This window comes from Hyphomicrobium sp. 802, assembly GCF_000526135.1.
GTDB lineage: Bacteria > Pseudomonadota > Alphaproteobacteria > Rhizobiales > Hyphomicrobiaceae > Hyphomicrobium_B.
Window position 1 is genome coordinate 1,961,928 of sequence record NZ_JAFM01000001.1, and the last position, 25,068, is coordinate 1,986,995.

Annotated in this window: 21 protein-coding genes; 3 read left to right on the forward strand and 18 right to left on the reverse strand. The window is 56.6% G+C overall.

Going from position 1 to position 25,068, the window contains the following annotated elements:
• Nucleotides 1–4 precede the first annotated feature (4 nt).
• The 5 genes from HYP802_RS22885 to HYP802_RS0109950 form a co-directional block, all read right to left on the reverse strand.
• The gene (locus HYP802_RS22885) at nt 5–1,660 is read right to left on the reverse strand and encodes a glycosyltransferase (RefSeq protein ID WP_197022721.1); all 1,656 of its coding nucleotides are present in this window, start codon (nt 1,658–1,660) and stop codon (nt 5–7) included.
• Nucleotides 1,661–3,040: 1,380 nt separating this feature from the next.
• Entirely contained in the window at nt 3,041–6,214 is a 3,174-nt protein-coding gene (locus HYP802_RS0109925) for a CusA/CzcA family heavy metal efflux RND transporter (protein ID WP_013947119.1), read from the reverse strand.
• Nucleotides 6,211–7,662: an efflux RND transporter periplasmic adaptor subunit gene (locus tag HYP802_RS0109930; protein ID WP_013947120.1), complete on the reverse strand. Its 1,452-nt coding sequence runs from the start codon at nt 7,660–7,662 to the stop codon at nt 6,211–6,213. The genes HYP802_RS0109925 and HYP802_RS0109930 overlap by 4 nt, the downstream gene beginning before the upstream one ends.
• On the reverse strand, nt 7,659–8,054 hold the full coding sequence (locus HYP802_RS0109935; RefSeq protein WP_013947121.1) for a FixH family protein: 396 nt from the start codon (nt 8,052–8,054) through the stop codon (nt 7,659–7,661). The genes HYP802_RS0109930 and HYP802_RS0109935 overlap by 4 nt, the downstream gene beginning before the upstream one ends.
• Before the next feature lie 804 nt (nt 8,055–8,858).
• Nucleotides 8,859–9,107 carry a hypothetical protein gene (locus HYP802_RS0109950; protein ID WP_013947123.1) on the reverse strand — a complete coding sequence of 83 codons (249 nt, stop codon included), beginning with the start codon at nt 9,105–9,107 and terminating at the stop codon, nt 8,859–8,861.
• 336 nt (nt 9,108–9,443) lie between these two features.
• Between HYP802_RS0109950 and HYP802_RS0109955 the strand changes: the two genes are divergently transcribed.
• Nucleotides 9,444–9,653: a cold-shock protein gene (locus HYP802_RS0109955; protein ID WP_013947124.1), complete on the forward strand. Its 210-nt coding sequence runs from the start codon at nt 9,444–9,446 to the stop codon at nt 9,651–9,653.
• A gap of 333 nt (nt 9,654–9,986) precedes the next feature.
• Here HYP802_RS0109955 and HYP802_RS0109965 read toward each other — a convergent pair whose 3' ends face one another.
• The 5 genes from HYP802_RS0109965 to HYP802_RS23215 all read right to left on the reverse strand — a co-directional run bounded on the left by HYP802_RS0109965 (nt 9,987) and on the right by HYP802_RS23215 (nt 14,126).
• Nucleotides 9,987–10,208, reverse strand: coding sequence for a hypothetical protein (locus HYP802_RS0109965; RefSeq protein WP_013947125.1), 222 nt, complete (start codon nt 10,206–10,208; stop codon nt 9,987–9,989).
• Nucleotides 10,209–10,859: 651 nt separating this feature from the next.
• A complete protein-coding gene (locus HYP802_RS23590) occupies nt 10,860–11,135 on the reverse strand; it encodes a hypothetical protein (RefSeq protein ID WP_013947128.1) in 276 nt (91 codons plus the stop codon).
• A 24-nt stretch (nt 11,136–11,159) separates the two neighbouring features.
• Nucleotides 11,160–11,594: an FYDLN acid domain-containing protein gene (locus tag HYP802_RS22265; RefSeq protein WP_035575761.1), complete on the reverse strand. Its 435-nt coding sequence runs from the start codon at nt 11,592–11,594 to the stop codon at nt 11,160–11,162.
• Between the two features lie 684 nt (nt 11,595–12,278).
• Nucleotides 12,279–13,484 carry a succinylglutamate desuccinylase/aspartoacylase family protein gene (locus HYP802_RS0109990; protein ID WP_013947132.1) on the reverse strand — a complete coding sequence of 402 codons (1,206 nt, stop codon included), beginning with the start codon at nt 13,482–13,484 and terminating at the stop codon, nt 12,279–12,281.
• A gap of 264 nt (nt 13,485–13,748) precedes the next feature.
• Nucleotides 13,749–14,126, reverse strand: coding sequence for a helix-turn-helix domain-containing protein (locus HYP802_RS23215; protein ID WP_013947133.1), 378 nt, complete (start codon nt 14,124–14,126; stop codon nt 13,749–13,751).
• A gap of 377 nt (nt 14,127–14,503) precedes the next feature.
• Between HYP802_RS23215 and HYP802_RS0110000 the strand changes: the two genes are divergently transcribed.
• The gene (locus HYP802_RS0110000) at nt 14,504–16,129 is read left to right on the forward strand and encodes a PQQ-binding-like beta-propeller repeat protein (RefSeq protein ID WP_024275663.1); all 1,626 of its coding nucleotides are present in this window, start codon (nt 14,504–14,506) and stop codon (nt 16,127–16,129) included.
• 113 nt (nt 16,130–16,242) lie between these two features.
• Here HYP802_RS0110000 and HYP802_RS0110005 read toward each other — a convergent pair whose 3' ends face one another.
• From HYP802_RS0110005 to HYP802_RS0110030, 6 genes are read right to left on the reverse strand one after another with little or no spacing between them, the layout of a single operon-like run.
• Nucleotides 16,243–16,536: a hypothetical protein gene (locus HYP802_RS0110005; RefSeq protein ID WP_013947135.1), complete on the reverse strand. Its 294-nt coding sequence runs from the start codon at nt 16,534–16,536 to the stop codon at nt 16,243–16,245.
• Entirely contained in the window at nt 16,533–17,207 is a 675-nt protein-coding gene (locus HYP802_RS0110010; protein ID WP_013947136.1) for a hypothetical protein, read from the reverse strand. Before HYP802_RS0110010 ends, HYP802_RS0110005 begins: the two co-directional genes overlap by 4 nt.
• Nucleotides 17,208–17,265: 58 nt before the next feature.
• On the reverse strand, nt 17,266–18,651 hold the full coding sequence (locus HYP802_RS0110015) for an APC family permease (RefSeq protein ID WP_013947137.1): 1,386 nt from the start codon (nt 18,649–18,651) through the stop codon (nt 17,266–17,268).
• The gene (locus HYP802_RS0110020) at nt 18,648–18,833 is read right to left on the reverse strand and encodes a hypothetical protein (protein WP_024275664.1); all 186 of its coding nucleotides are present in this window, start codon (nt 18,831–18,833) and stop codon (nt 18,648–18,650) included. Before HYP802_RS0110020 ends, HYP802_RS0110015 begins: the two co-directional genes overlap by 4 nt.
• Before the next feature lie 8 nt (nt 18,834–18,841).
• Nucleotides 18,842–19,228, reverse strand: a complete 387-nt coding sequence (locus HYP802_RS0110025; protein WP_013947139.1) for a hypothetical protein — start codon at nt 19,226–19,228, stop codon at nt 18,842–18,844.
• Nucleotides 19,229–19,253: 25 nt separating this feature from the next.
• Nucleotides 19,254–19,538 (reverse strand): hypothetical protein, encoded by a 285-nt coding sequence (locus tag HYP802_RS0110030; RefSeq protein WP_013947140.1) that lies wholly within the window; start codon nt 19,536–19,538, stop codon nt 19,254–19,256.
• A gap of 930 nt (nt 19,539–20,468) precedes the next feature.
• On the opposite strand from HYP802_RS0110030, the gene HYP802_RS0110045 reads away from it, so the two are divergent.
• Nucleotides 20,469–21,875, forward strand: coding sequence for a hypothetical protein (locus HYP802_RS0110045; protein ID WP_013947143.1), 1,407 nt, complete (start codon nt 20,469–20,471; stop codon nt 21,873–21,875).
• Between the two features lie 688 nt (nt 21,876–22,563).
• Here HYP802_RS0110045 and HYP802_RS0110055 read toward each other — a convergent pair.
• Both HYP802_RS0110055 and HYP802_RS0110060 read right to left on the reverse strand, forming a co-directional pair.
• Nucleotides 22,564–23,232, reverse strand: coding sequence for a response regulator (locus HYP802_RS0110055; RefSeq protein WP_013947145.1), 669 nt, complete (start codon nt 23,230–23,232; stop codon nt 22,564–22,566).
• Complete coding sequence (locus tag HYP802_RS0110060; protein ID WP_244420990.1) at nt 23,229–24,827, reverse strand: MASE1 domain-containing protein; 1,599 nt, start codon at nt 24,825–24,827, stop codon at nt 23,229–23,231. Before HYP802_RS0110060 ends, HYP802_RS0110055 begins: the two co-directional genes overlap by 4 nt.
• Nucleotides 24,828–25,068: the final 241 nt, after the last annotated feature.

The window sequence follows — 25,068 nt, forward strand, 5'->3', positions numbered from 1 at the left end:
ACCGCTACAGGACGGAGATGGAGAACTCGCGTTCGATGTCATCGAAAATGCGGTCGGCCGGTCCAGCGCCTAGAAGCTCGCGAAAATGTTCTTTGATCTCGGCGGTCGGTAAGCCGAGCTCGTGAAATCCAAGCATGTAGTTTCTTATCCGGTCTTCCCAGATGTTTCGGTAGGGCGTGCCCATGGGCCGCTGAAAGCGATGGAGCCATCTGAGAAAAGGCAGACAGAGCGTACGTCCTCCGCGTTGCCTGAATTTCTCGTGGATATAGCCTTCCTCACCTCCGAACCCACGGAACAGCGGATTGAAGCCGGGCCAAACAGTGCGTCGGCACGCGAATAAGCCGAGCCCTTGCATGGGAATGTCAAAAGGTGGCGCGTCCACATGGACGGCGCGCTCGTCCGTCCCCCAATAACCGTACATTCCTCCGCGCCAAGCAGGCTCGAAATGTGTCGCCAGTTTTGTTAAGTCATCATAGACGAGGGGGCCTTGGACGAGGTCGCGGGTGTCTGGATTGGTGTCGAAGTAGTCGAGGAGCTTGGCGATCGCGCCCGGCTCGAGGAATACATGACAGTCCATGCACATGACAAACTTGCCGGTTGCTTCTTCGAATACCGCATCCCTGATGGCGGTTCCGGCGCGCGTGTTCGAAGGGACGTAGCGATAGTTTGAAATATGCGTCTCGAGCAGCTTCAGAGATTCCGAGCAGGGGCCGTCCGGGTGATTGTCAACGACCAGAAAGTCCGTCCGGTCGAGGATTTCCGGATGATACATCCGTAGAGCCTGCAGAGAAAAATAGACCCCGTCATAGTCGTCATAGGTCGCCATGCCGATCGTCAGCTTGCGCGGCTCCTTGCGCGGTGTCGGCGCTGGAATGGGGAAAGTCTTTTCCTTCTGGGCCGGTTCGGCGGCTGCGCCTTCGCGTCTTGGAAAAATAGACAGGAAGCGTCGCTTTTGATCGGCATTTTGATTGCCCTCGAGAAGCAGCCTGGCCAGCTCGTCGACTGTTCCGTCGAGCTGGCCAAATTCGCCGTAGCGCAGACCTATAGCCGGAGCTTTCCGTGCTAGTTGCGCGATGGCTCGGAATCCTCCGTCGGGGAGATTGCGGGCATTGAGATTGCATCCAACCAAGCGTGCCAGTGTTTCTGCTGAACTCAGGCTATGGATTTTAAGATCGGATCCCCGCTTGAACTCGGGGAAGATGATAAGCCCGCATTGACTTCTTTCCGTCGGCGATCTGGTCGCCGACTGAGGTCGCATCAGCGTGTGTTCACCGGCTGCGAACGTGATCTCGTTCCGAAAGTTCGGAAACTCCGCGACGCGTTCGGCCGCGCCGGGCTTGAGAACGAGTGCTCGCGGAAATCCCAATAACTTTGCGGTGTCGTCGGTTAAGAGGACGACTTCGTCTGTGAGGTAGTCGAAGCCACGTGCCGAAAACCAAGAAGTCAGGGACGATTTGCCGGCGCCGCTCTCACCGGCCAACAAAATCGCTTTATCGCCCCAGGCTACGGCACCGGCGTGAAGCGCGACCGCGCTTGCTAGGTCCGTCACGAGATCACGGACAACTGCTTCCATCACGAACGTGAGAAGATCGCCTTCGGTCAGGTCCGAAACGGTCTCCGCATTCCTGCTGCTCAGGGAAAAGAGCCCGTCGTCTTGCACAGAAACATCGATAGTACACGCGCGAGCTGATGGCTCGCCCGTGAGGTTATCTTTGAAGATCCATTTGACGGTCGAAGAGATCGCAGGGACACAACGGACCCCGACGATCTGATCATGCAGCTTGACCCATAAGGTCTTTGAAGCAACGGCATCCATAACCGCACCGCAGAACTAAAACTCATGGCATTTTGTTCAGAGGGCCCAGCCGCGTTACGGTATCGGCGCCGCTGTCGTCGTAGTAGTCACTGTCGTTGTTGGAGTGGGTGTGGTTGTTGGAGCGGCTGTCGTCGTCGCAGGTGCAGACGCCGCTGCGTGGGCCGGGACGATCACGCTGTTGACCAGCGGTTTGGTCCATTTCGAGGGCATCATGATGGTCGCGAGAACGCCACCAATGAGCACTGTTCGCATAACCTGTCGTCGATCAAATTTCTTGTCTTCGCTGTCCATAATGGCCCCGCGTTTTTGCCCAAAAAATTTCGACAAATGCATTACGAATTTGTAAATTATAGCCGATTCCGAATGTATAAATGTTGCGTAAAATCTACTTTCCACATTTTTTGAATCGACCTGCTGTCAGAAACAAAGGGGCTATGGCCTAAGAGCGAGGGCTTATATCGGCGGACCCACGTAAATGCTGCGTTGGCGACTGCCCGCAGACGTCGGCTCCCCAGAGCATAGCGGCACAGCGGAAATAAGTCGTCCGGGTTCGGATTTTGCTTCGGCAGCGGCTTTGGTGCTCTGGGCTTTGTAAACGTGCGGCACCCGTGATCACTCTTGACGCCCGCTGACTTCTCTTGACGATATCGAAGTGCAAAACCCAATTGAATTCGTTCGAAATTACGTTGTCTCTTAATCAGCGGGTCGAAGGTTCGAGTGCTTCATCGCCCACCATTTGATTCAACCGCTTAGCCCAAATGCTGCCTTTCATTCCGACTCTGTAGTCAACGTTCCATTCCGACTCTTGTCCGCCGATTGTTCTCGATTTCGGTTGCTTCCGATCCACGCACGGCGGCCTCTTGCAGGGGCGATGCGCTGGGTCTCGGTCCGCTTCACGTAGAGCCTGACTGCTTCCGGAGTTTTGCGCCCGGAAAGCGCCATTACACCTTGTTCGGTGAGTTCGGCATTCGCGAGTTCCGTGAGACCGCAAGCAAATCAATGGGACCGCGGCGAGATGTAGTTCGCCTGCTGTGACGAGCGCCTTGTGGAGTGCATCGGCTTCTTCGCGTGACGCCGGTCGCGTAGCTTGAGCATAGCTCTTGCCGAGGGATTGGCGATGAATTGGGCACCCCTGCTTTTAGATCACGAGTGGCAGGGGCCCAATTCTTCCTTGGCGCGGTTACCGGGCGACGATTTTGACCCTAAGCGGACGTCGCCTATCGCTCACCTGAGATATGCAGTGTCTGTAACTCCAACTCCAATCTGCGCATGGTTCTGCGCTTTTGTGGGCAGTCGCCAACCTTTCACCAATCCATAGATCGCCGGTATCACGATCAACGTCAGTAACGTGGATGAGACCATACCGCCGATCATTGGCACGGCGATACGCTGCATGACCTCAGAACCTGTGCCGGTGCTCCACATGATGGGCAGCAATCCAGCCATGATAGCAACAACCGTCATCATCTTCGGTCGGACGCGTTCAACTGCGCCGACCATGATGGCACGGTAGAGGTCTTCACGCGTGAATTGCCGTCCTTGAAGCAGACATTCCGCCTGGACTTCGCGCTTGGCGTTATCGAGATAAATCAGCATCACGACGCCGGTCTCGGCCGCAACGCCGGCAAGAGCGATGAAGCCAACGGCAACTGCTACCGACAGATTGAAGCCCAGCCACCATATCAGCCAGAAGCCGCCGGCGAGTGCGAATGGCAGAGACAGCATGACGATGAGCGTTTCAGTCAGTCGCTGAAAGTTCAGGTAAAGAAGTAAGAAGATGATCATCAGCGTTACCGGCACGACCATCTGCAAGCGTGCCTCGGCGCGCTCCAGGTATTCGAACTGTCCCGACCACACAAGATAGGTGCCGGGCGGCATCTTCACCTGTGCGTCCACCGCCTTCTTGGCATCGGCGATGTAGCCGCCGAGGTCACGGTCGCGGATGTCGACGTAAACGTAGGTTGCGAGCTTGGCGTTCTCGGTGCGGATCGTGGTGGGGCCGCGGGTAAGTTTAATATCGGCGACTTCCCCTATCGGAACCGTACCATTGCCGCCGGGCAACGAGACCACGACATCCTTCGCGATCGCCTGCGGATCGGAGCGCAGATCGCGTGGGTAGCGGATCGCAACCGTATAGCGCTCGCGGCCTTCGACAGTTGTCGTTATTGGCTCGGCGCCAAGCGCCATCGCCACGACATTTTGCACGTCGGCGACCATCAAACCATAACGGGCTAGCCGCTCTCGGTTCGGAATGATCTCCAGGTAATAGCCGCCCAACGTGCGCTCGGCATAGGCGCTTGAAGTGCCTGGTACAGACTTAACAGCCGCTTCGACCTGTCTTGCGACGTTGTCGATTTCGTCGAGATTATTGCCGATCACCTTAATCCCGACCGGCGTGCGAATGCCGGTCGAGAGCATATCGATCCGCGCCTTGATCGGCATCGTCCAGGCATTGGACACGCCGGGAAACTGCAGTGCTTTGTCCATTTCAGAGATGAGACTGTCCGTCGTGACACCCGGTCGCCATTCTTCCTTTGGCTTGAGATTGATGATGGTCTCGAACATCTCCGTCGGTGCGGGATCGGTGGCCGTTTGCGCGCGGCCCGCCTTGCCATAAACAGACGCCACTTCTGGAAAGGACTTGATGATACGATCCTGCGTCTGCAACAAATCAGCCGACTTCGTGATCGAGAGACCCGGTAATGTCGTCGGCATGTAGAGCAGCGTTCCTTCATTGAGATTCGGCATGAATTCGGTGCCGACCCTGCTCAGCGGCCATATCGAGATCGCGAGAAGGATTGCCGCCAGCGCAATGGTCAGCGTCTTCGCCTTCAGAACACCCTTGATGATGGGACGATAGACCGCGATCAGTGCGCGGTTGATGGGGTTCTTTTCTTCGGGAATGATCCGGCCGCGTACGAAGATGACCATCAACGCCGGCACCAACGTCACCGACAGAAGTGCAGCAGATGCCATTGCAAAAGTTTTGGTGAAGGCTAGCGGCCCGAACATCCGCCCTTCCTGTGCTTCAAGCGTGAAGATCGGAAGGAATGAGACTGTGATGATTAGCAGCGAGAAGAACAAGGCCGGTCCCACCTCGGCAGCGGCCTCGGTGAGGATTTGAATTCTCGGCTTGTCCTTTGGCGCTCGTTCCAAATGCTTGTGGGCATTCTCGATCATGACGATAGCTGCATCGATCATTGCGCCGATGGCAATAGCGATACCGCCAAGACTCATGATGTTGGAGCCTATGCCGAGTACCCGCATCGCAACAAACGCCATCAGGATGCCGACCGGCAACATCAGAATGGCGACTAGCGCACTTCGAAAATGCAGCAGGAACACGATGCATACGGCAGCAACGACGAGACTTTCTTCGAAAAGCGTATGTTTGAGCGTTTCGATGGCCCGGTGGATCAGCTCGGAACGGTCGTAGACCGGCACAACTTTCGTTCCCGCCGGTAGCGAAGGCGCGATCTCCTTCAGTCGCTCTTTGATATTGTCGATAACGGTGAGCGCATTGGCACCATAGCGTTGCAAGGCGATTCCGCTTGCCACCTCGCCGTTGCCGTTAAGTTCGGCAATGCCGCGGCGTTCGTCACCGGTTGTTTCGACGTGCGCGACGTCCTTCAAGAGAACAGGCGTACCGCCGTCAGACTTGACGACGATGTTCTGAAGGTCTTTGACGCCTTTGAGATAACCGCGCCCGCGCACCATGAACTCGTGCTCGGCCAACTCCAGTGTCCGTCCGCCGACATCCATGTTGTTGTCTCGAATGGCATCGCGGACTTTGTCTAAAGGAATATTGAAGCTTCGGAGCCGGCTTGGATCGACGACAACGCTATACTGTTTAACGAAGCCACCGACACTTGCGACCTCGGCGACTCCTTCAGCCTTCGACAATCCGTAGCGAACTTCCCAATCCTGCATCGAGCGCAAATCTGCGAGCGACTTATTCTTGGATTGCAAGGCATACTGATAGACCCAGCCGACCCCGGTAGCATCCGGCCCGAGCGTCGGAGTGACGCCGCTCGGCAGACTCTTTGCTGCGGTATTCAGGTATTCAAGGACACGCGAACGCGCCCAATAGATGTCGGTACCGTCTTCGAAAATGACGTAGACGAACGAGACGCCGAAGAAGGAAAATCCTCGCACCACTTTGGAACGGGGAACTGTCAGCATTGCGGTCGTCAGAGGGTAGGTGACCTGATCCTCGACTACTTGCGGCGCTTGACCCGGGAACTCGGTATAGACGATGACTTGCGTATCGGAGAGGTCGGGGATGGCGTCGAGCGGAAGTGTCTTTACCGCCCAGATCCCTGCCACCACGGCAAATGCGGCTGCGATGAACACCAGCATAAGATTCTTCGCCGACCAGGCGATGAGGCGCGCGATCATTGGCTGGCCTCCGTCGTTTGGTGCGTTTCGAAGCCCTTCAATGCCGATTGCAAATTACTTTCGGCGTCGATGAGGAAGTTGCCGTTGGAGACGACACGATCCCCTTCCACAACGCCGCTCATGACCTCGATATAGCCGTCGCCGCGCCGACCGAGCTTCACTTCTCGGGGCTCATAGCGACCGTTACCGAGATCAACGAGAACGACCTGTCGATTTCCGCTGTCGATCACTGCACTCGACGGCACGGTTAGCGTGGTAGCATTACCGGTGGAGATATCGACGTCGCCGTACATGTCCGGAAGCAGTGCCAGGTCCGAGTTTGGCAGTTCGATCCGCACTGGAATTGTACGCGTCTCCTTGTTCAATTGCGGATAGATGACTGTGACTTTGCCTTTGAATGTGCGGCCTGGACGCGCGCGCGCCGTGACCGTCACGGGTTCTCCTGGCTTCACGCCGTTTATGTCGCCTTCGGCAACATCAGCCATCATCCACACGACCGAAACATCGGCGATCCGGAAGCCAACATCGCCGGCTTTGAAGCCTTGTCCATCGCTCCAGTTCCGTTCGAGGACATATCCGTCAATGGGGGAGCGATACGTGAATGTGTCTGGCACGCTCCGCTCACGCTTCACCTCGTCCATGAATTCTTCCGGCACGCCGAGATTCTGCAGTCGACGTGTGGCTCCGACGACGCCGGCAGGTCCTTTGAGTCCTGGGAGCTCGGATGCTTCGTCAATTTTCGTCCAAGTCTGCTCGATCAACAGGCGCGCGGCTTGGTTCAAGACTTCTTGGCCGAACACCTTAGCCAACGCGTCACCTTTCATGACATGTGTGCCTGTCGTTACCGGTCCAACCGACACGACGTACCCGTCGAACCGCGGCGCCAACACGGCAATGCGTTGCTCATCAAGCTGCACCACACCAGGTGCCTGGATGGTTCTGACCAGCGGTCGTCTCGTTACCGCGACGGTCTCAACGCCCGTACGTTGAATTTTGCCGGCTGAAACCTTGATGGAGCCGTCGTCGCTATCCTCGCCTTCGTAGACGGGAATGTAGTCCATCCCCATCGAATCCTTTTTCGGCACGGGCGATGTGTCTGGCAGGCCCATGGGGTTGCGGTAGAATTTGATTTTCCTGGTGCCGCCGCTGTCGACAGGTTTCGTTTCCGGCTTTGCTGTCGGTGAAGACGATGTCCCGTCTTCACCGACATGAACAGCAATGTAAGGCCTGCCGTCATCGGTCGTTTTGGGTGTCGGCGAATAGAGCGGCTTGCCGTCGGGATCGCGGTAATAAATGACAGGCCGCGATTCCTCGGCGCGCGCTTCGGTAATGACCGCTGCGGGAGTCAGCGGAAGTTTGAGCAGGTTTGTTTGACCCGCCCAAATACCAGCTCCCGTCGCAGCCGCTAGCGCTGCGACGGGAGCCGTTCCCCTTATCAAGGCGTTCATTGGACGGCCTTGACGACGAGCTTGTTTTCGACTGTGCCAGTCTCGCCTTGCACCTTCGCGCCAAGTGAGAGCGCCCATTGGCCGGCCATGCCGAGATCGGTCTTGAACTTGTAGACACCGGGTTCCGTCGACGAAACCGCCTCGATTGGCGCGGTCATCGCTTCCATACCGTCAGGACCCATATCGATACGCTTGGCAAAGATCACAGCGTCAGCGACTGCGCGGCCGGACGGCTTGTGCACGAGCTTCACCGAAATGACGGCAGCGCCCTGCTTCACTTCCTTGTCCAGGAGCTGGAATTCGTAGTCCTTAGTGTCGGCAAGGGCCGAAGCGGCCATGCCCATGAGAAGCGCGACGCCGAGGGCAGCCGCACGCAATGAACGACGTTGCATATTGGTTGTCTCCGATTGTCATTGAGCCCGCACAGGCCGTCATGGCCATGCGTATGAGGGGCACGGCGACGAGCCGCGACCGCACAATCACGCTGACTGCGTGGGCTCAGACGCTCGGAGGTCGAAGTAAGGGCGGGATTTGAGAACCAGCGGTGACCGGCGTAGGCGCAGGCGCCACTCCGCGGCTGACAACATCACGATGAAAATGGGCATCAGAAATCGGTGCCGACAACGGCTGAAAACATTTAACGAGGCAGTTCGCCATCTCGGGGCAGAACTTCTGCGGGCAATGAGGGCAGGACTTGCCGGTTTTGTGGCAAGGCATCGCGTCAGATTGACCGGACATCGTCGTGTCGGCAGAGGCTGTCGCACCGCTTGAGATGGCGAAGGCATAGGTCGCCGTAAGCGGCATGGCAATGAGAGCGCTCAGTATGGCAAGCATACCGAGAATCCCAAACCAGCGCTGAAACAGACGCATCCTCATGGGGTGCAGAGTGCCATACCTCGTCGTGCGCCGCAATAAGGGGAGTGAGGCCGTTCAGTGGCTTTTGCTGACGCAATGCTTATGCTGCGACAGCACGTCGATGATGCGGCATTCCGCGATGCGGCCCTTCGCACAGCTACGGATCATCGTCTCCAGCTCGTTCTTCAAGGCCTGCGCCGAGTTACGGCACGCTCATCATAAAGCCGCCATTTGCCCTCGGGCCTTGGCGCCTCCGGCATCCGGCACTTTTAAAGCCTGTTGCCGCAATGAACCGACCGCTGGAAATATCCTTGGGAGCGCACCTCGATTACATTTTTGCATTAGTGCAGACGGCGGCCAAGGAACATGAGTGCTTTCATGGTGGCGTGTTGCCCCAACACCGACGTATCGCGATGGCCCGCATTGTAGTCATCGATAATTGCTTGAGCGATAATTTCGAAAAGTGATGCAAGCTCTTCATCTTCGACACGGTGTATTTCGATAAGTTCGGTACACGCGAGCCGTATTGCGGCCTTGAGTTCGATCGTTTCGAGATCGCCGCTCATCAGGCGGGAGCAAACGAGCTTCACGACAACACTCCCGTGCAGTTGAAGGCGGGAGCGTATCGATAATCACTCTCAGTCAGCAGAGCCCTTGCTGTGTAACTGCCGATGGTTTCGTTTATCAGAGTGCAGATGGAATGTCAGCTGCAACTCGCAAGTCTCAGCCAACCTGGGGCGACGTATTATTTTTCGCTCTTGTAATGCGATGATTACTACTTACATTGCATTGATCGAGCTTCGCTGAAACCGACTTGGCCTCGCCCGCGGAGCGCGCTTGACCGACGACCTTCCAAAAGAGTCTCGACCAACTCTTCCTGACTTCGTCGGGGGGCAAACGCGTTCATCTAATGAGAAATTTTATCTATGCAAACTGGAACCGTGAAGTGGTTCAATAGCCAAAAAGGCTTTGGCTTCATCCAACCTGAAGACGGCGGCAACGACGTATTCGTCCATATCAGCGCGGTAGAGCGTGCAGGTCTGGGAAACCTAAGCGAAGGGCAAAAAGTCTCTTTTGACGTTGTTGCCGATCGCCGTAGCGGCAAGTCTTCCGCAGATAACCTTCGCGCCGTGTAATGGCATGCCGGAGAAATAGATCGGGCTCGACCACGGATGTACTGGCGATAAGTTCGATCGAATGGACCCGCGCCTGGCTTAGCCGCCAGTTGCGGGTTTTTTGTTTTTTTCGAGCGCGTAGGAGACAAGCTGAATGGCAATGACGCCGAGAAATCCGACCAACACTGCCGCTACAAAGTTGCGCCGGGCTCAAGAAGCGTCGAAGGCAATGAAAGACCATGAAGCGGAGCGGCACGCTGTACGGGCGAAAACGGAACGTCTCCGTGCAGAGCGATTGGCGCGAGAGGCCATCGCCCCGACCAATAAGAAGAAGTCAAAAAGATAACCGCGCCATCAATAAGGAATATCGCGGTAATACACACCTTCCCGTTTCATTTTCCACCAATGCCGCATCTGAAGTGGGCCTATGTAGACACAGTCGCCCATCGCTATGCTAATTTCCAGCTTGTCGCCGCGCGCATCAAATTCGCTTGCCGCCATCGCGAACGCCTCGGCCTCGATATCAAACGACACTTCGCGACCGTCTATTGTAAGCGTGTAGGAAGGAAGCGCCATTTAGCAATCTGCCTTTCAATATGCTTCGTGACCCAATCAAAACTTGATGGCGCCGTAGGATCGGCCGCAACCGGTTGTGGTTAGCTGGATCCTCGGTGATGCTTCGGCAAAGTTCGCGTATCTTCGACCGGGCGAGCAACGTGATAGCCGTAGGACCTCAAGTCCGAGAGTGCTGTCATTGAATCGATGCGGAAAACATCTAGCGCGGCATCCGACATTCGAACTTCATAAGCGCGGCTCCAGTTCTCTTGATACGATGCGGCTGGCGGCAGATCTGATCCACACTTTTGGAGCGAAAAGCCAAGCACGCCGGAATTCCCGCTCGTGAATACGTAGACCATCGGTGCCAGCTCCATATTTCGACAATCCTCAGAAGAGCAACGACGTTCTAGTTGACAGATTTGGAAGTTGCAGACAGGTGGCGTGGTCGACCGGCTCTTGCGAACCCAATTGCGGCCGCAAGAGAATTCAGGGCTTTTTCTTTCCGCTGGTGCTCATCGTCGAGCCAAGTGCGGCGCTCTGGAACCTCGGCACGCCCGGACCTGGCTTCGGTTTGTCCGCCTTCGGTTTCCTAATTTCACGATTGCTTCTTCGCTGACCTTTGGGCATTCGTTCCACACCGGTTTTGAGAAAAAATCACATGGGTTAAACTTAACCGAGGCGGGGCCACCGATAGCCACGGTCCAAAAGCGACAAGTAATGTTCCATTGCCGGTCTGATGTCGGACAAGCGATCAGCACGATAGTCTTTGACCAGATGCTCGACTTCCTCCCAGCTGAAGAGCTGAGAGGGTTTCGATGCCGTGACATTTGCCGATCGGGTTTCTACAACTGCATCATTGTATGCTCTGATGAGGCAAACACTGCGCTCCCGCTCTTCGCTGGAGAGCAGTGCGAAGGATGCTAAACAACTGCTGATATCCGGCATTTGCGCGCTCCAAAATTCCTTGAGCTAAGCCATATCGTCGGTGGAGGCTTGTGGTGCTTCCACCTCGTCGTCATCTTCGATCTCAATTAAAAGATCTTCAGAAGGCGACGGGATTTCTGATTCCTTCTCGGCGCTCTCATCGGCCATTCCCGACTCATCGACGTCGTTTATTGGGACTTTGGCCTGAGGTTTTGTTGGCTCTGGCGGACGTTTGAACCTACCTGGCCGTTGTTTTCCGAGCGTCTCGAAATCGACCCGAACGATCGACGAGGTGTTGGAAATCGTGCCGCAGTGCGGACAAGCTGGCTGCAGGCTCATCAGATCATAGTATCGGCTGCCACAGGTTTCGTTTCCGCAAGTCTGCTTTGTCCCGCGCTTAGTCTGCAGGGCGGATCTTGTGACGACGTGACTTGGGAGCATATTCGTTACCTCTCGCCGGCGTTGGAGCGACGTGCACATGACGGCGGCGAAATGCACGGGGTCTTGAATTCATTCTGCTAGTTGAGAATCCTCGGGTAGGTGAGACTTGAAGACGACTGCCGAACTCCAATTCCAAATTTATCGTCGACAAAAAGCGCCAGCTTACGCGAAAACGAAATCGCACGTGCGTAAGCCACCGCGTGGGCTTTCACTCTGAATGCAAGCAGCGCGAGACCCTGGGAGCCGCGAAATACGGCCCAAGCGCCGTCACTGCGTCGCGTGACGCGAATAAAATCATTTTTCATAGCAGGGCTCCTTACGCGCTCCGGAACAAACAATCCGGAACGGGCTAATGATCAAAGCGATTCAAGCCAATAGCTGTCAGCCTGAGAAAGGCAGCATTGGCAGAGGCCCGAATTCGGGACGGAGCAGAATAATGCCAATGCTTAAGGCGCTGTTGAAGCTCGTGCGCCATATATCAAAATCACAGTAGACCTTTGGCATCGGGATGTCCAACCTTTAATCCCTTCGCCGAACGAGACTACTTCTAACAGTTCGATATGTCGTCAGCAGCTCGCTTGTCAGGCGGAATATCAGGTGATGGCCCGATGTTCAGAAGGCCGGAAGGTTCGAGTCCAAATCCCAATCTTGAAGTGTCCGCTTCGCGTTGGCGGGCGACTATAAAAATCTTGAGTACTAGTTGTCCGCTGGCGGGTGGCACCGTTACTCGGGATAGGATTTTTCAGTGTCGGCATGAACGCCTTCGTGCTGTGGTGCGCCCGGCTGACTAAATAGTATGAACGCCAGCACGTTGCCGGGATCTGACGAGGCGTCGGTGCGATAGGCGGCCAATTTGCCATTCACCGCGGTGGTATACTCGGCGACCACTTCGCCAAACATATTCCGCTGCACGGCGATGGTCTGACCAGCTTTGACGTCCTCGTCGAGCTTTGCGTGAAATTCGACTAAGCCCCCATGCGTAGCAATGATTGGAAACGCGGCGTTGCCAATGAGCATTTTTGCGTCTGCCGCGGTTCGGCCGATAGGCCCGCTAACGACGCCATAATGTTTGAGGACGTTCAAGGTCCCTTCGACGAACAGGGCGATCATATCCCGATCGAGGATGCGCGCCGCTCCGACTTCCGGCGTGAAGCATGGAATGCCGACGTCGACGAACGCGTTGTGCAAGACGCCCGGATAAGCCGCGTCATCCCACATCAAGCCGACGGGATAGAGGTCGGCCATGGTCTTCACGTCGGGGAGGTGGCGATCCCCGATGAGGAAAGCAGCGACTTCCAGACCGGTCGTGCCGGTGTGGAAATCAATCGCCAAGTCGGAGTTCGGTTTCAGGAGGCGATTGAACAAAAGGCCCGCGTGACGGCTTGTGGCGCTTGCGCCGTTCTCGTCTCCCGGCCATTCCCGGTTCATGTCGATGAGATCGGTCCCGCGCCCCGAATTGGGCCAGCGGCGCTGCATGCTTTCGACGGCCGGGCGTGCAATGTCGAGAACGGCCATGACTGTGCCTGACATCTGCGCCGGATCCAGCCGGTCGATCACCGTCTGGACCGTTTGGATCGAGCTCATCTCGTCGCCGTGCACGCCGCTGGTCAGGGTGAAGCGCTTGCCGGGCCGAACGCCCTTGGCAACGACAACGGAGACGTACCAGTGCTGGCCGCCAGGCGTCTCAACGCCTTGGAAATAGAGAAAATGTTTTCGACCCGGTTCGAGGTCGTCGACGTTCAGCCGACTGACAACTTTCTTGCCTTGGATAGACTCGCCCGTGAAAACGGTTTCCGAGTTTGAGCCAACAGTCTTCGCAGTTTCTTCAGAAGCCGCCGCGACAGCGTCGCTGGCGATGATTGCAGAGGTGCCGGCGAGGGCAATCGAATGGGTCATGAAATCGCGACGATCAATCTTGTTAGGCGACATGACAGAGGCCTTTCGTCAGATGGATCCGATAGCTACTGGCAGACCATTTTCGTGTAGCGGCAGGAGAGCGCTGGGAACGGCGGGCGTCAAACGAATTCGCGACGCGACCGTTGCAAAGATTAACCGGCTGTGAAGCTTGGACCCTTCATGAGATCATTGAGACAATGGCTATCGGCCCAGAGTTTAGACCTCGGCAGGTTGGACATGTTGGAGGCAACCTAAAGACATCCTTTGCAATAGGTCTCGCCGAGGCGATCGTCCGTTTCACTTTGTTGCGGGCCGACTTCCGAGTGAAGCCCACGCTCTCAAGGCGTCCAGCGCCGGGCAAAGATCTTGTCCCCACTGCGTCAGTGCGTATTCGACCTTAGGCGGGACTTCCTGATGAATCGTTCGCGCGACCAGACCGTCGCGCTCGAGTTCCCGCAACTGTTGAGCGAGCATCTTCTGGGTGACCTCGGGAATTGCGCGTTCGAGTTCCGAGAAGCGCATCACGGGAGTGGCGTTGAGGTTGAAAAGGATGCGCAGCTTCCACCGGCCATCAATCGCCCTCAGCGCATCTTCGGCAGTGCGCGAAGCATTATCTGTTGGGGCAACGGTATTGCGGCGGGTAAGGGACCTTACTTTTTTGTGCGTACTTGTCATGGAGAAACGATCATCGCTAAGAGGTCCATCGTTAAGCGTTGCGTGCTGTCGATAGGGTCGAAATCCGGCTTATTCGATGCGCGCAATTGGAGGAAGCTTCAGATTGGAGACAATATCCCAAAAATCGACGAACCAACAATGTGACGTCAATCACTCATTCCAAGATGAGGGCGATCGGCTGCACATCGCGGGCAGTATCTGCCGAACAATACGCAGATGGACCTGAAGACGCGATGAGACACGCGGCTATCGAATAATGAGCCGTGGCCTGGAAACGGGAATAACCGGCCGGATCAAGTCAGCAGTACCAACATTTAAATAACGTTCGCCGTCGCGGCGCGCGACTGCGGGCGATTGGCAACCCTCATGGAGGTCTAATGAGCGCCAAAGCCGTTTTCTTAAGTAGCGTTTGCGGTCTGTATCTGATGATCGGTTCCGCCTACGCTGCCGGTCCAACGCAAGAACAGCTGAACAATGCGGAGAATGACGGAGCCAATTGGCTCTATGCCGACCATGACTATCGCGGCCATCGGTATTCGCCGCTCGGTCAGATCAATACGAAAAATGCCGCGGACTTGGCTCAGGTCTGCAGCTACCGCTTCCCTGAGAAGATGCCCGCGCAGACTGCGCCCATCGTGTATAATGGCGTCATCTTCGCAACGACGGCACACTACACGGTGGCGCTCGATGGTGCGACTTGCAAGCCAATCTGGCAGTATCAGTGGAAGCCGCGGGATCACGAAACATTCGTCACGCAGCGTGGTGCTGCGATCAAAGACGGCAAGATCGTGCGCGGCACGGCGGATGGCTATCTCATCGCGTTAGACGCAGAAACCGGCAAGGAAGTCTGGGTCAGGCAGGTCGTCAAACCGACCGACGGCTATTTCTTCAGCATGCCTCCGCTGATTTATGACGACCTCGTACTCATCGGTCCTGCAGGTTCGGAATTTGCCAGCAAGGGCTGGGTCGGTGCGTTCAAGCTGAGCGATGGCGAGCAAGTTTGGAAATTCAACAATGTGCCGGATCCGGGCGAACCCGGTGCCGAAACGTGGGGACCGGATCCAAGCATATTGAAGCACGGTGGCGGCAATCTCTGGACTCCGATGTCGCTGGATGTCGAGAAGGGCTGGCTTTATGTACCCGTCGGTAACCCGGCGCCGGACTTCTTCGATCGGCATCGTCCGGGCGACAATCTCTATACCGGCTCGGTCGTTGCGTTGGATGTCCACACCGGCAAGCTTGCCTGGTATTATCAGGCCGTCCCGCATGACGTGCGTGACTACGATCTAAGTCACGCGTCGCCGGTTTTCACGACGAACATTGATGGCAAGGCGCACACGCTCCTGGCTCTCAACGGCAAGGATGGTCTGCTGCGCGGGTTGGATCGCGACACGCGCACGATTGTCTACAGTGTGCCGTTCACCACGCGCGAGAATGCCGAGGGTGACTTGAAGCCCGAACTTGGACGCGTTTGTCCGGGTCTTCTTGGTGGCCATGAATGGAATGGCGGCGCCTATAGTCCACGTCTGCATGCCTTGTTCATGCCCGCGACCGACTGGTGCAACCACATCGTTCCGGATAAGGAGGCGCCGAGTCCCAAAGGCCAAAACAAGCAAGGTCAGTTCTTCGGCGGAAAGTTCGAGTTTGAGCCTTGGGACAAAGCGCGAGGCTGGGTCGGTGCCTTCGACGATGCGACGGGCAAAAAGCTCTGGCAGTATCAATCTGCGAAGCCGGTGATCGCCAGCGTTGCCGCGACAGGTGGCGATCTGGTTTTTGTTGGCGAGTTGACCGGTGATTTCCTGGCCTTCGACGCCAAGGACGGCAAAGTCCTGTTCAAGCACGATCTCGGCGGACCTGCTGCAGGCGGCGTTGTAAGTTACGCGGTCGGCGGCAAACAATACGTCGGCGTCGTCTCAGGTTTTGTGGGCGGCTATTATCATCAGTTGGCGCCCGCCATCGAGGGCGGCAACCCGACGATTACAGTTTTCACGCTGAAACCGTAACGAAAATCGCTCGGCGCTTCCCTCGGATGCCAAGGTACTTGGAGCGCGGCCGGAGATTTTTCGGCCGCGCTGTTTTTGGGTAGAGATAAAGAAACCTGCGTCGTTGCCTTTGATTAAAGCTCTAGCTTGCTCTTCGTCTTCCAGATTTCACTTCTTATTCGCGCAAGCTTGTAGGCGTCGGGGATCGACAAAGCCCAGACGAAAAGTCCCGCCGCCGCGCGACCGACGAATGATTGGGCCGGCGTCGAGAAATGCCACGTCAGAGCCGCGAGCAGCATCGTGAAGAAGGCAAAGCGCAGTCCTCGTTGCGGTTCGCCGATCGCAACGTGACCGGCGCCTGGTGCTAGGATCGCAAGAGCCAACACAAGATAGGGGTTAAGCGGTCGACGCTCGATCGCAGCAATCATGCGGCCTGCGCCTCATCTGGTGTGTCTAACGAAGAACTGAGATCGCCCAGAGCTGAGAGGAGGCTCTCGAAGATCTTGGGATCGACGCCGGAGCTGTCAAAGCGGCATTGGCGAAAGAGCAGATGTTCGCCGCGTGCGCCTTCGGCGGCCTGCCAGACGAGGCGAAGTCCCCGGGCTGTCACTGCTGCTTCTTTCATCCGAGGATCGGCGAAAATGCGCCGAAGCGCAGGCGCGGAACCGTCGAGCGAGTTTTGCGACGCGTGAGCGCTGCCCTTTGCGAGAATTTCAGCGGCGATGCCGGTCGGTGGATCGAGGACGACGGCATGCGCAGCCGTCAGCGAATAGAATTCGGTGCCGCAAGGTCGAATGAGCAATGAAAATTCCGGAAAATGCGGGCGGGGTTCGATCCGCGTCAATTTCAGCCACAACTGAGGCAATCGACGAATGGTCATCGTATCGGGGACCAGCTCGGCGCGGAGATAGTGTCCGCGGTGAAGTCCTTCAAGCGTCGGGAAGCCGTCGCCGCCGTGTGTGATCTTCGCTTCGGATAGCGCTGCAGCACAACCGTCCAGCAGCGGGCGTCGGGCCGCGATAATCCTTCGGTGCTCCCGCATCGCGACGTTGACGACGATCACGAGGCCGATGAGGGCGAATGTCAGAGATAAGGTCAAGGAATGTCTCCAGCCTGAAAGAGAATGGCGGCGCCGACCGCCATTCCCTTTTTCACCTTCAATAGCCCTGTGGTCGGGGCCATTGCATCGTGAACTGATCTCCACGCCGCACATATTGATAGCGGTGGAAGTGGAACCAGAGCGACGCGACCATGAAGAAGACGAGCATCGCGATGAGCTGGGTTCCATATCCGAGGAACACCGCGAAATATGTTGCCGAGCATAGGATCAGCAACACCAACGCGGGCAATGGGTGGAAGGGATGGATGTAGCCCCGCTTGATCGTTCCGAGTGGCCATTTTCTGCGGAACAGGATCACGTTGAGCGACATGTATGTGTAGCCAAGTAGGCCCGACAGGATCGAGAACGTGATGACTTGGTCGAGCGGCGCGAAGTAGGCAAACACCAGTGCTACCGGAACGAGGAACACGATCGATCGATAGGGTGTCCGGTTCTTCGGATGTACAGCACCAAACCAGGTCGGAAGATAGCGATCGCGCCCCATCGAGAACCACGCGCGGGATGCGTCGTTGATGCAGCCATTCGCCGAGGCGAGTGTCGAAAATACGGTTCCGACGAACAGCAGCACCATCAGCGGCATCGAGCTTGTAAGCCGTGCGGCATCGAACAACGGCGTGACGGCTTGGCCGAGATATTCCCACGGCATCAAGCCCGAGCAGATGTACCACGTCATCGTCGCCGCGATCAGGAGCGTGATGATTCCGGTCATGGTGCCGAGAGGCAATGAGCGCGCTGGTGAGCGAACCTCCTCTGCGGCCTGACAGGTTCCTTCGATGCCGAGGTAATACCACAGGCCAAAATGCAGCGATGCGATGACGCCAAGCCAGCCGTAAGGAAGACCGTTCAACAGGTCCTGATGATGCAGCAGGTCGTTTGTCCAAGGCTTCACCGCTGTAAACAAGATCAGGATCGCGATGAAGGCCACGGCGGTCAGCACCAAGTTCACGGTCAGCGTCGCGTAAACGCCGCGATAGTTGAGCCATGCGAGGAACATGATCGTCAGCACGATGAAGGGCTTATCGTGCACGTCGGCAAACCCGGCCATCGTCCCGACCGTCTGCACGAGATACCCGAGCGTAATAGCATTCGCCGCTTCGAGCATCGTGTAGGCAAACACCAGATAGAGTCCGACGTTGAACGCCATAAGCGGTCCAACGATATGTTTCGCCTGGGCGTACTGCCCGCCGGCTGCTGCGACAGTCGATGTCACTTCGGAATCGATCATCGCGACGCAGGTGTATAGCAAGCCGGCAACCCAACATGCGATAAGCGCCGCGATCATGCCGCCCTTGCCGACGGCGAAGTTCCAACCCATGTATTCGCCGACCAACACGATGCCGACGCCAAGTGCCCAGACATGGCCCGGGCCGAGCACACGCAGCAGAGAGATTTTCTCGCCGTGAACCGCAGTAGACTGTGTCATCGATGGCCCCCTTGGTGCGGCGGATCAATGACAAGCGTGTCGTCGATTTCACCTTCTCTGGATGAGGTCAGAAGCTCTTCATCGTAGGACCTGTCGGTGCTGATCATATCGAAGAGCATCCATAGCCCGAGGATCGCAGACAGAGCCCAGGCCGCGTATTCCAAAAGTACGAAACTATTCATGAGATGCCTCACTTTTTGCCGAAGCGTTCTTCGATGACGTCGCGGTATTCAGTCCGTGAGAAAATGAAGAGCAGGACGAAATACCCGATGATTACGACGGCAGTGACGGCAAGCTCGGCGGTGTTGAAGCTGTAGTCGAAGCGCGATGTGATGAGCGAGGCTGCTGTGTCAGGCGTGAAGCCCAACTTTTCCCATTGAGCCTGTTGCACGGCATTCTGGCCGAGTCCGGCCCATGTCGATTTGTCGGCAACGGGGAGATCAATCTTTCCGCCGCCGGCAAGTTTCAGATAGAGCGGCGTGAACAATGCCGCGAGAACGAGCACGAGAAGAAACAGACTGTCGACGAGCTGGCCGAAGGCAGATTGCTTCGGAGGCTCGTAGTGTGAGTTGGCCACGTTTCCACCTATCAATTCGAATTTGTTATTTTTTCTTGAGGTCGAGGTAGTGCAGGTCGAGACCGTAGATCTCGTCGCGCTCTTCGCTCAGGTGGAAGAGCATCGCGAGGATGGCTGCGGTATTGAAAAGGATGACCAACGCCCCCGCGACGAGGAGCGCGCCGACAACTTCCGATGAGCCCGCGTAATCTTTGATCTCGTAAAAGACGAATGCGTAGAGAAGCCAGAGCACGATAATCGCGGACAGAGACCACATGCGATCGCCGGAGAACTTCCCGGTGATACGAGGGTCTGAATTCGTTTTTTGCATTTTTTCTCCCTTCGCCTCACAGTGCTGCTCGGGTGCAAGGCCGTTGGCGCGCTCTCCCAAACGTTGCGATTTGAGCGTTGCTCCCTGCGACATAAGTGGCGCAGGGGGGCGGCGTTTCGTCAATATTTTTTCGTGATAAGAAACAAATATTCGATGCTGCGATGCGCATGTTCGTGCCGCAGAGCACCAAGCAACTTTAGCCAAAATCAAAATGTTACGCTGCGTGCGCTGCAATGACGTGCCCGGTATTTGAGCAAGATGTTTTATTGAGCGGGCGTCAGCGAGCGTTCATTGGGCGTTTGCGAAGTTATCGGGATGCGAATTTCGCAAGTGCAGGACGGCGGCGGATTTGGGCCTTGCGCTTCTTAGTCAGCCGCTTGATTGGCGTCGGTCGGATAGGAATGAGATGATGATCGCTCGTGCGATCAGTCCGACGGGATAGCGCTTTCTGTTGGCGTTGGGACAGACGCCGACCTGATGAATAAAGAGCGTCAAGTTTTCGTGCGGCTCATTTCCAAGCCTGCAACAAATTCTTTGTTCGGGCATGGGTGCGCTGGGCCCAACGCACCGGCTGTCGGAAGCATCCGTCCATTGTTATCTTCATGCATCGTTGCCTTCTATGCATCGGGTGCTGAGTGCCTCACGCGTATCGCAGCATGAGGCGGAGAGCGCGCGGCGTGCCGATCCACAATCGATTTTTTGACGAGCCGACAGTCGCCGTTGAACGAGCGCTGGCGTCCTCAGTGTTTCTACGGAGGTGTCCAACCGGGGTCTTATCGTTACACGCCTGTTAACGCCCACTGATGACCTGCTCGTACCGGGCAATCGAACAAGGATGCACGTCAGCACACTGCTGTCTTGCTCGCTTCGACAACCGGGGCCGCGCTGCTGAGCGCGGTGAGGGGGTTTCTTCAGGGGAGAATTCAACTTATGAGCTACCGCATCGGCAGAGCGCAATTGGCTCTTTGCACTATGTTTGGTACTGCGGCTTGTGCATCGACTGGTGCCTTCGCCGCGGATCTTTCAATTCCGAACGTTCCCGATGACGAGCAAGTCGTGACGGTCATGCCGAACGGCACTATTCGTCTCGGTGCGATCAAATTGAAGTTCGGGGGCTTCAGCGAATTCGCAACGTTCTGGCGCTCTCGCAACGAAACGGCGGACGTCGGTAGCTCGTTCGGTGGAATTCCATTCGGCAATAGTCCGTTGGCGCATGAGCATGAGACCCGCTTCAGCGCCCGTCAAAGCCGTATTTCGGCGTTGGCCACGGGTGATCTCGACCAATACACGCATCTGTCGATGTATGTTGAGTCGGACTTCCTGGCTGCCGGTACGACGTCCAATTCCAACGAGAGCAACAGCTATACGCCGCGCATTCGCCATTTCTACGGTGCCTACGATAACGACCTGACGGGCTGGCACGTTCTCGCTGGTCAGACGTGGAGCCTGCTGACGACGAATACGAAGGGAATTCAAGCGCGCAACGAAGACATCCCGCTGACGATCGATGCGCAGTACGTCGTCGGCTTCAATTGGACACGAAATCCGCAGTTCCGCGTGGTGAAGGATATTGCTCCGTGGCTTGCGGCCGGCGTTTCTATCGAAAGCCCGTCGACGCAAATCGCCGGTTCGCCTCCTTCGGGCGTCGATGCAAACCATCCGGGCGGATCGCTGCTTAACAGCACGGCGAACTACAGCAACGACATCATGCCTGACGTTGTCGGTAAGTTGGCGTTCGATCCCGGCTGGGGGCACTATGAAATCAAGGGTATCGTTCGTGGGTTTACGGATCGCGTGAACCATAGCAACAACACGATCCTTGCAGGCGGTGGCGGCGCCTCAGCATCGCTGCCGATCATTCCGAAGGCGCTGGAACTGCAGGCGAGCTTCATGGCCGGCAACGGCATCGGCCGCTATGGCGCGGGGCAACAGCCGGACGTCACCTTCAACAGTGATGGAGACTTCGTCGCAATTCCTGCGGTGCAATTGCTGACGGGTCTGGTTGCGCATCCGTTCAAGGGCGACACCATGTATGCCTATGGCGGCCTCGAGCAGAACTTCAAGAAGGTCGATGGCGACGTCGGCTATGGCCTCGATACCGTCAACAACTCAGGTTGCGATATCGAAGGGGGAACGTGCCAAGCGCAAACTAAACGCCTCTGGGAAGTCACGGGCGGCGTCTGGCAGGATATCTATAAGGGCTCGTTCGGGCGTGCCGCTGTTGGTGCGCAGGCCGAGTACATCAAGCGTGAGGCTTTCGATAGCACAGATGGCGGCGCGCCGACGACCGATGACATGATCGTGCTCGGATCGTTCCGCTACTATCCCTTCCAGTAAAGACACTCACCGTCTCTACACTCCAGGCGCTGCTTCGGCAGCGCCTCTTTTTTGAGGGGCTGAGACACACGTCAACTTCCCAAGCGCGAAAACATGCAGCTGCTCGTGCATGTTTCGGAGAACACACGCCGTCAGTATTTACGCGGATGTACGTCTGCGTTCGTCATCTGTCGGACGGCATCGAGCGGAATAACGCTCCATCGGCGATCAAACTAAATTTGTCTGCACGCAATCGAATTGCGCCGGTGGCTACGTTCGCGCTCATGCATTTGCGGCTTGCGAGCACCGAACTTTCAAACTCCCGGATGGAGTGTTCGCAATGCATAAATTTTCACTCGCAGTCTCTGTTTCTTTGCTTGCTCTTGGTTTCGCCACGGCTGCCAGCGCTCATGCCCGGTGCGACGGCGATTTTCAATTCATAAATGGCAGTTGGATCGCAACGCGATATTGCCAACGAGCGGAAGCTGAGCATGTCGCAAGAGCTGAGCACACGCATATCACCCATCATACGGTGAGTTCACGCGACGAGACGCCGGAGGAGTTCTGCCGGTGGCACAACGGTCAAATCGAGACCGATACCTATTGCTCCAGCTACAACGACTGATCCTGTCTCGGAGGGCATCACCGGCGTTGTTTGCAGTTGCAAACGGCGCCGGTCATGCTGAAGCATTCGGTTGCGTCGTAAGGATCAGGCGCTTTCGGTGTTGCCCTGATGCCGATTTTTTTCTGCTCGCATCGGAAGCAACATCTCTTCGAAGCGTACGGCAATCCGCACGAGATCGGCGATGTTGCGAGCGCCCGTCTTTTCCATCACCCAGGCGCGATATGTTTCGACGGTACGTGGGCTGATTTTTAGTGTCAGAGCGATTTCCTTGTTCGAAAGGCCCTTGACGGCAAGATCCATCACTTGCCGTTGACGGTCCGAGAGCTCGTTGACACGGGTCGCGAGCTTGACGGCCTCCTGGTCGTGGTTGCGCTGATTTTCGGTCTCATTAATTGCCGACGAAATGCTTGCGATCAGGCGGTCGGGTGAGAAGGGCTTTTCAATGAAGTCGCGGGCACCCGCTTTTAGCGCTGCGACCGCCATCGCGACGTCGCCGTGTCCGGTAATGAGCACTAGCGGAATCATGGGCCATTTTTTTGCGAGTTCTTTCTGAAGTTCCAGGCCGGACATTCCGGGCATGCGGATGTCGCAGACGACGCATGAAGGAATCTCATTCGCTTGCAAGGCAGAGAGAAACTGTTCGGCCGATGCGAACGAGCATACGCCGAAGCCGTGATTGCTGAGCATCAGAGACAAAGAATCTCGGACGGGTTCGTCGTCATCGATAATCGCGACTGCTGATGCGAGTGTCATGATACAGTACCCCTTGGGAATGAATTTAATCGAATGCGAACGAGGGCACCTTTGCCTTCGTTTTCGAGGATGAGCTCGCCTCCGTGTCCTTCGACAATCGTTTGGCTGAGCGAAAGGCCAACTCCGAGGCCGTCTTTCTTGCTGGACGAACGAATTCCGGATTTTTTCAGATTGAAACCCGGGGGAAAGCCGGGGCCGCTGTCACGAACCTCGATTTCAATGCGGTTGCCGTCGATGTTGTTGGCGCTGATGCTAATCAGTCGATCCTTCGAGGGATCATTTTCGCTCATCGCGTCGATGGCATTGGAAATGATATTCATAAGGACCTGCTCGATCTGCAGCCGATCAACGGCGGCGTTGCGGATATCGCGTGCAACGGTGACCTTTACCGAGGCGCCGGTCCGTTGAAGGTTGGGTTCTAAGAGATCAAGCGCCTCTCGAATTAAAAGATGCGGAGATTGCTCGCCGATCTGCCTGCGTCCCAATCTGATGAAATCGCGAAGGTTGCGGACGACGGCTGCGGTGCGATCCACCTGGCTTGCGACTTTCGAGGCGGCTTCGATAGCGATCTTCCGATCGCCTTCGCCCTTCACGAGATATTCCTGCACCAGCTGAGTATAGTTCGAGATGGCGGTCAAAGGCTGGTTGATTTCATGCGCGATGGCAGTCGTGACTTCGCCGGCGCTGCCCAGGCGGAAGATCTGCGAGACCGAATCCTGGTTGAGGCGCAAGTCCTGTTCGAAGCGGCGACGGTCGGTCACGAGACCGCCGATGGCCAGTCCGGTAAAGGCCAGCACAAGCATCAGCGACTGGTACGTTGTCACGCCCGCAACCTGCGGTCCTGAAATCAGAAGCGCAATGATCAACCCGACCTCTGTCACCACAAGGGCGTAGGTTGCGCCTTTCAGGCCATGGCGCAGCGCAATCCAGATGATGGGGAAGAACATCACGTTGAAGAGCCGAAAATGGGGAAGGCTGCTGAAGCCGAATGCAAAGACGAGCGCGGCGACGATCGCCAATCCTTGGATGCAGGCTTCGAAATTCGGCTTCGGAATTCCGCCGGTGCCTGCGACGATAAGAATGAAGGGTGTGATGATCGAGACACCGATCAGGTCGCTAACGGCGTACCTAAAAATATTGTAAGGAATTCCGGAAGCCGTAAGAACTCCTGAGGCGTAAAGGAGCATTACCGATGCGGTGGCCACGAGGGCAGAACTGATAATCGCGGTCGCCTCGAGGAGCAAAACGTCGCGCAGCGTTCCGAGTCGGATGTCGAATTGCCATCGCGAATGCTGGACCCAGTTCAGCGCGACCGCGTATCCCCCGCCTACGATGATCGGTGAGAGAAGTTGCGCAAGAAGCGGGAGATCGCGGCGCAGAATTATGTCTGAGGCTGCAACGGCAAGTAAGAGGTAAGGCCAGAATCGCCTTCCGAACATAAGGAACGCGGCGAAGGTCAGGCCGATTTCAGGGCTCCACGGCACGATATCGAATGACCGGGTGGATGAGATGATGCTCAGCCATTCCAGTACGACGTAGGCAATGATGTAGGCGGGGCCAATCAGCCAAATCGGGGCAGCTTGCATTCGAGCCATACGATTCGCATGCGTTCTTTCTGTCACCACTACTTGCGACATCGTTCTTTTCCTACGCTGCCTAGCGTCCCGCCACTCCGTACGGGAACGGAGGCTTAGTCACGGACGGTGCGCCACGCAAGCGGACGGCCGGAATTTCCCTCGGTGATAATGGCTCGAATATAGGTTGCTGTCGCGGCGCATTTCGTGCGGCGCGTCGCAACATGACATGATTGTAATCGAGTGCGCGTCTCTGCAATCG

What these genes read in the sequence shown, in the direction of transcription:
- HYP802_RS22265 (WP_035575761.1), bottom strand. Translation starts at nt 11,594, where the DNA reads ATGTGCACGTCGCTCCAACGCCGGCGAGAGGTAACGAATATGCTCCCA.
- HYP802_RS0110045 (WP_013947143.1), top strand. Translation starts at nt 20,469, where the DNA reads ATGAGCTACCGCATCGGCAGAGCGCAATTGGCTCTTTGCACTATGTTT.
- HYP802_RS0109935 (WP_013947121.1), bottom strand. Translation starts at nt 8,054, where the DNA reads ATGCAACGTCGTTCATTGCGTGCGGCTGCCCTCGGCGTCGCGCTTCTC.
- HYP802_RS0110005 (WP_013947135.1), bottom strand. Translation starts at nt 16,536, where the DNA reads ATGATTGCTGCGATCGAGCGTCGACCGCTTAACCCCTATCTTGTGTTG.
- HYP802_RS23590 (WP_013947128.1), bottom strand. Translation starts at nt 11,135, where the DNA reads ATGCCGGATATCAGCAGTTGTTTAGCATCCTTCGCACTGCTCTCCAGC.
- HYP802_RS0109930 (WP_013947120.1), bottom strand. Translation starts at nt 7,662, where the DNA reads ATGAACGCCTTGATAAGGGGAACGGCTCCCGTCGCAGCGCTAGCGGCT.
- HYP802_RS0109990 (WP_013947132.1), bottom strand. Translation starts at nt 13,484, where the DNA reads ATGTCGCCTAACAAGATTGATCGTCGCGATTTCATGACCCATTCGATT.
- HYP802_RS0110020 (WP_024275664.1), bottom strand. Translation starts at nt 18,833, where the DNA reads ATGAATAGTTTCGTACTTTTGGAATACGCGGCCTGGGCTCTGTCTGCG.
- HYP802_RS23215 (WP_013947133.1), bottom strand. Translation starts at nt 14,126, where the DNA reads ATGACAAGTACGCACAAAAAAGTAAGGTCCCTTACCCGCCGCAATACC.
- HYP802_RS0110015 (WP_013947137.1), bottom strand. Translation starts at nt 18,651, where the DNA reads ATGACACAGTCTACTGCGGTTCACGGCGAGAAAATCTCTCTGCTGCGT.
- HYP802_RS0109955 (WP_013947124.1), top strand. Translation starts at nt 9,444, where the DNA reads ATGCAAACTGGAACCGTGAAGTGGTTCAATAGCCAAAAAGGCTTTGGC.
- HYP802_RS0110055 (WP_013947145.1), bottom strand. Translation starts at nt 23,232, where the DNA reads ATGACACTCGCATCAGCAGTCGCGATTATCGATGACGACGAACCCGTC.
- HYP802_RS0110060 (WP_244420990.1), bottom strand. Translation starts at nt 24,827, where the DNA reads ATGGCTCGAATGCAAGCTGCCCCGATTTGGCTGATTGGCCCCGCCTAC.
- HYP802_RS0109925 (WP_013947119.1), bottom strand. Translation starts at nt 6,214, where the DNA reads ATGATCGCGCGCCTCATCGCCTGGTCGGCGAAGAATCTTATGCTGGTG.
- HYP802_RS0110030 (WP_013947140.1), bottom strand. Translation starts at nt 19,538, where the DNA reads ATGCAAAAAACGAATTCAGACCCTCGTATCACCGGGAAGTTCTCCGGC.
- HYP802_RS0110000 (WP_024275663.1), top strand. Translation starts at nt 14,504, where the DNA reads ATGAGCGCCAAAGCCGTTTTCTTAAGTAGCGTTTGCGGTCTGTATCTG.
- HYP802_RS0109965 (WP_013947125.1), bottom strand. Translation starts at nt 10,208, where the DNA reads ATGGCGCTTCCTTCCTACACGCTTACAATAGACGGTCGCGAAGTGTCG.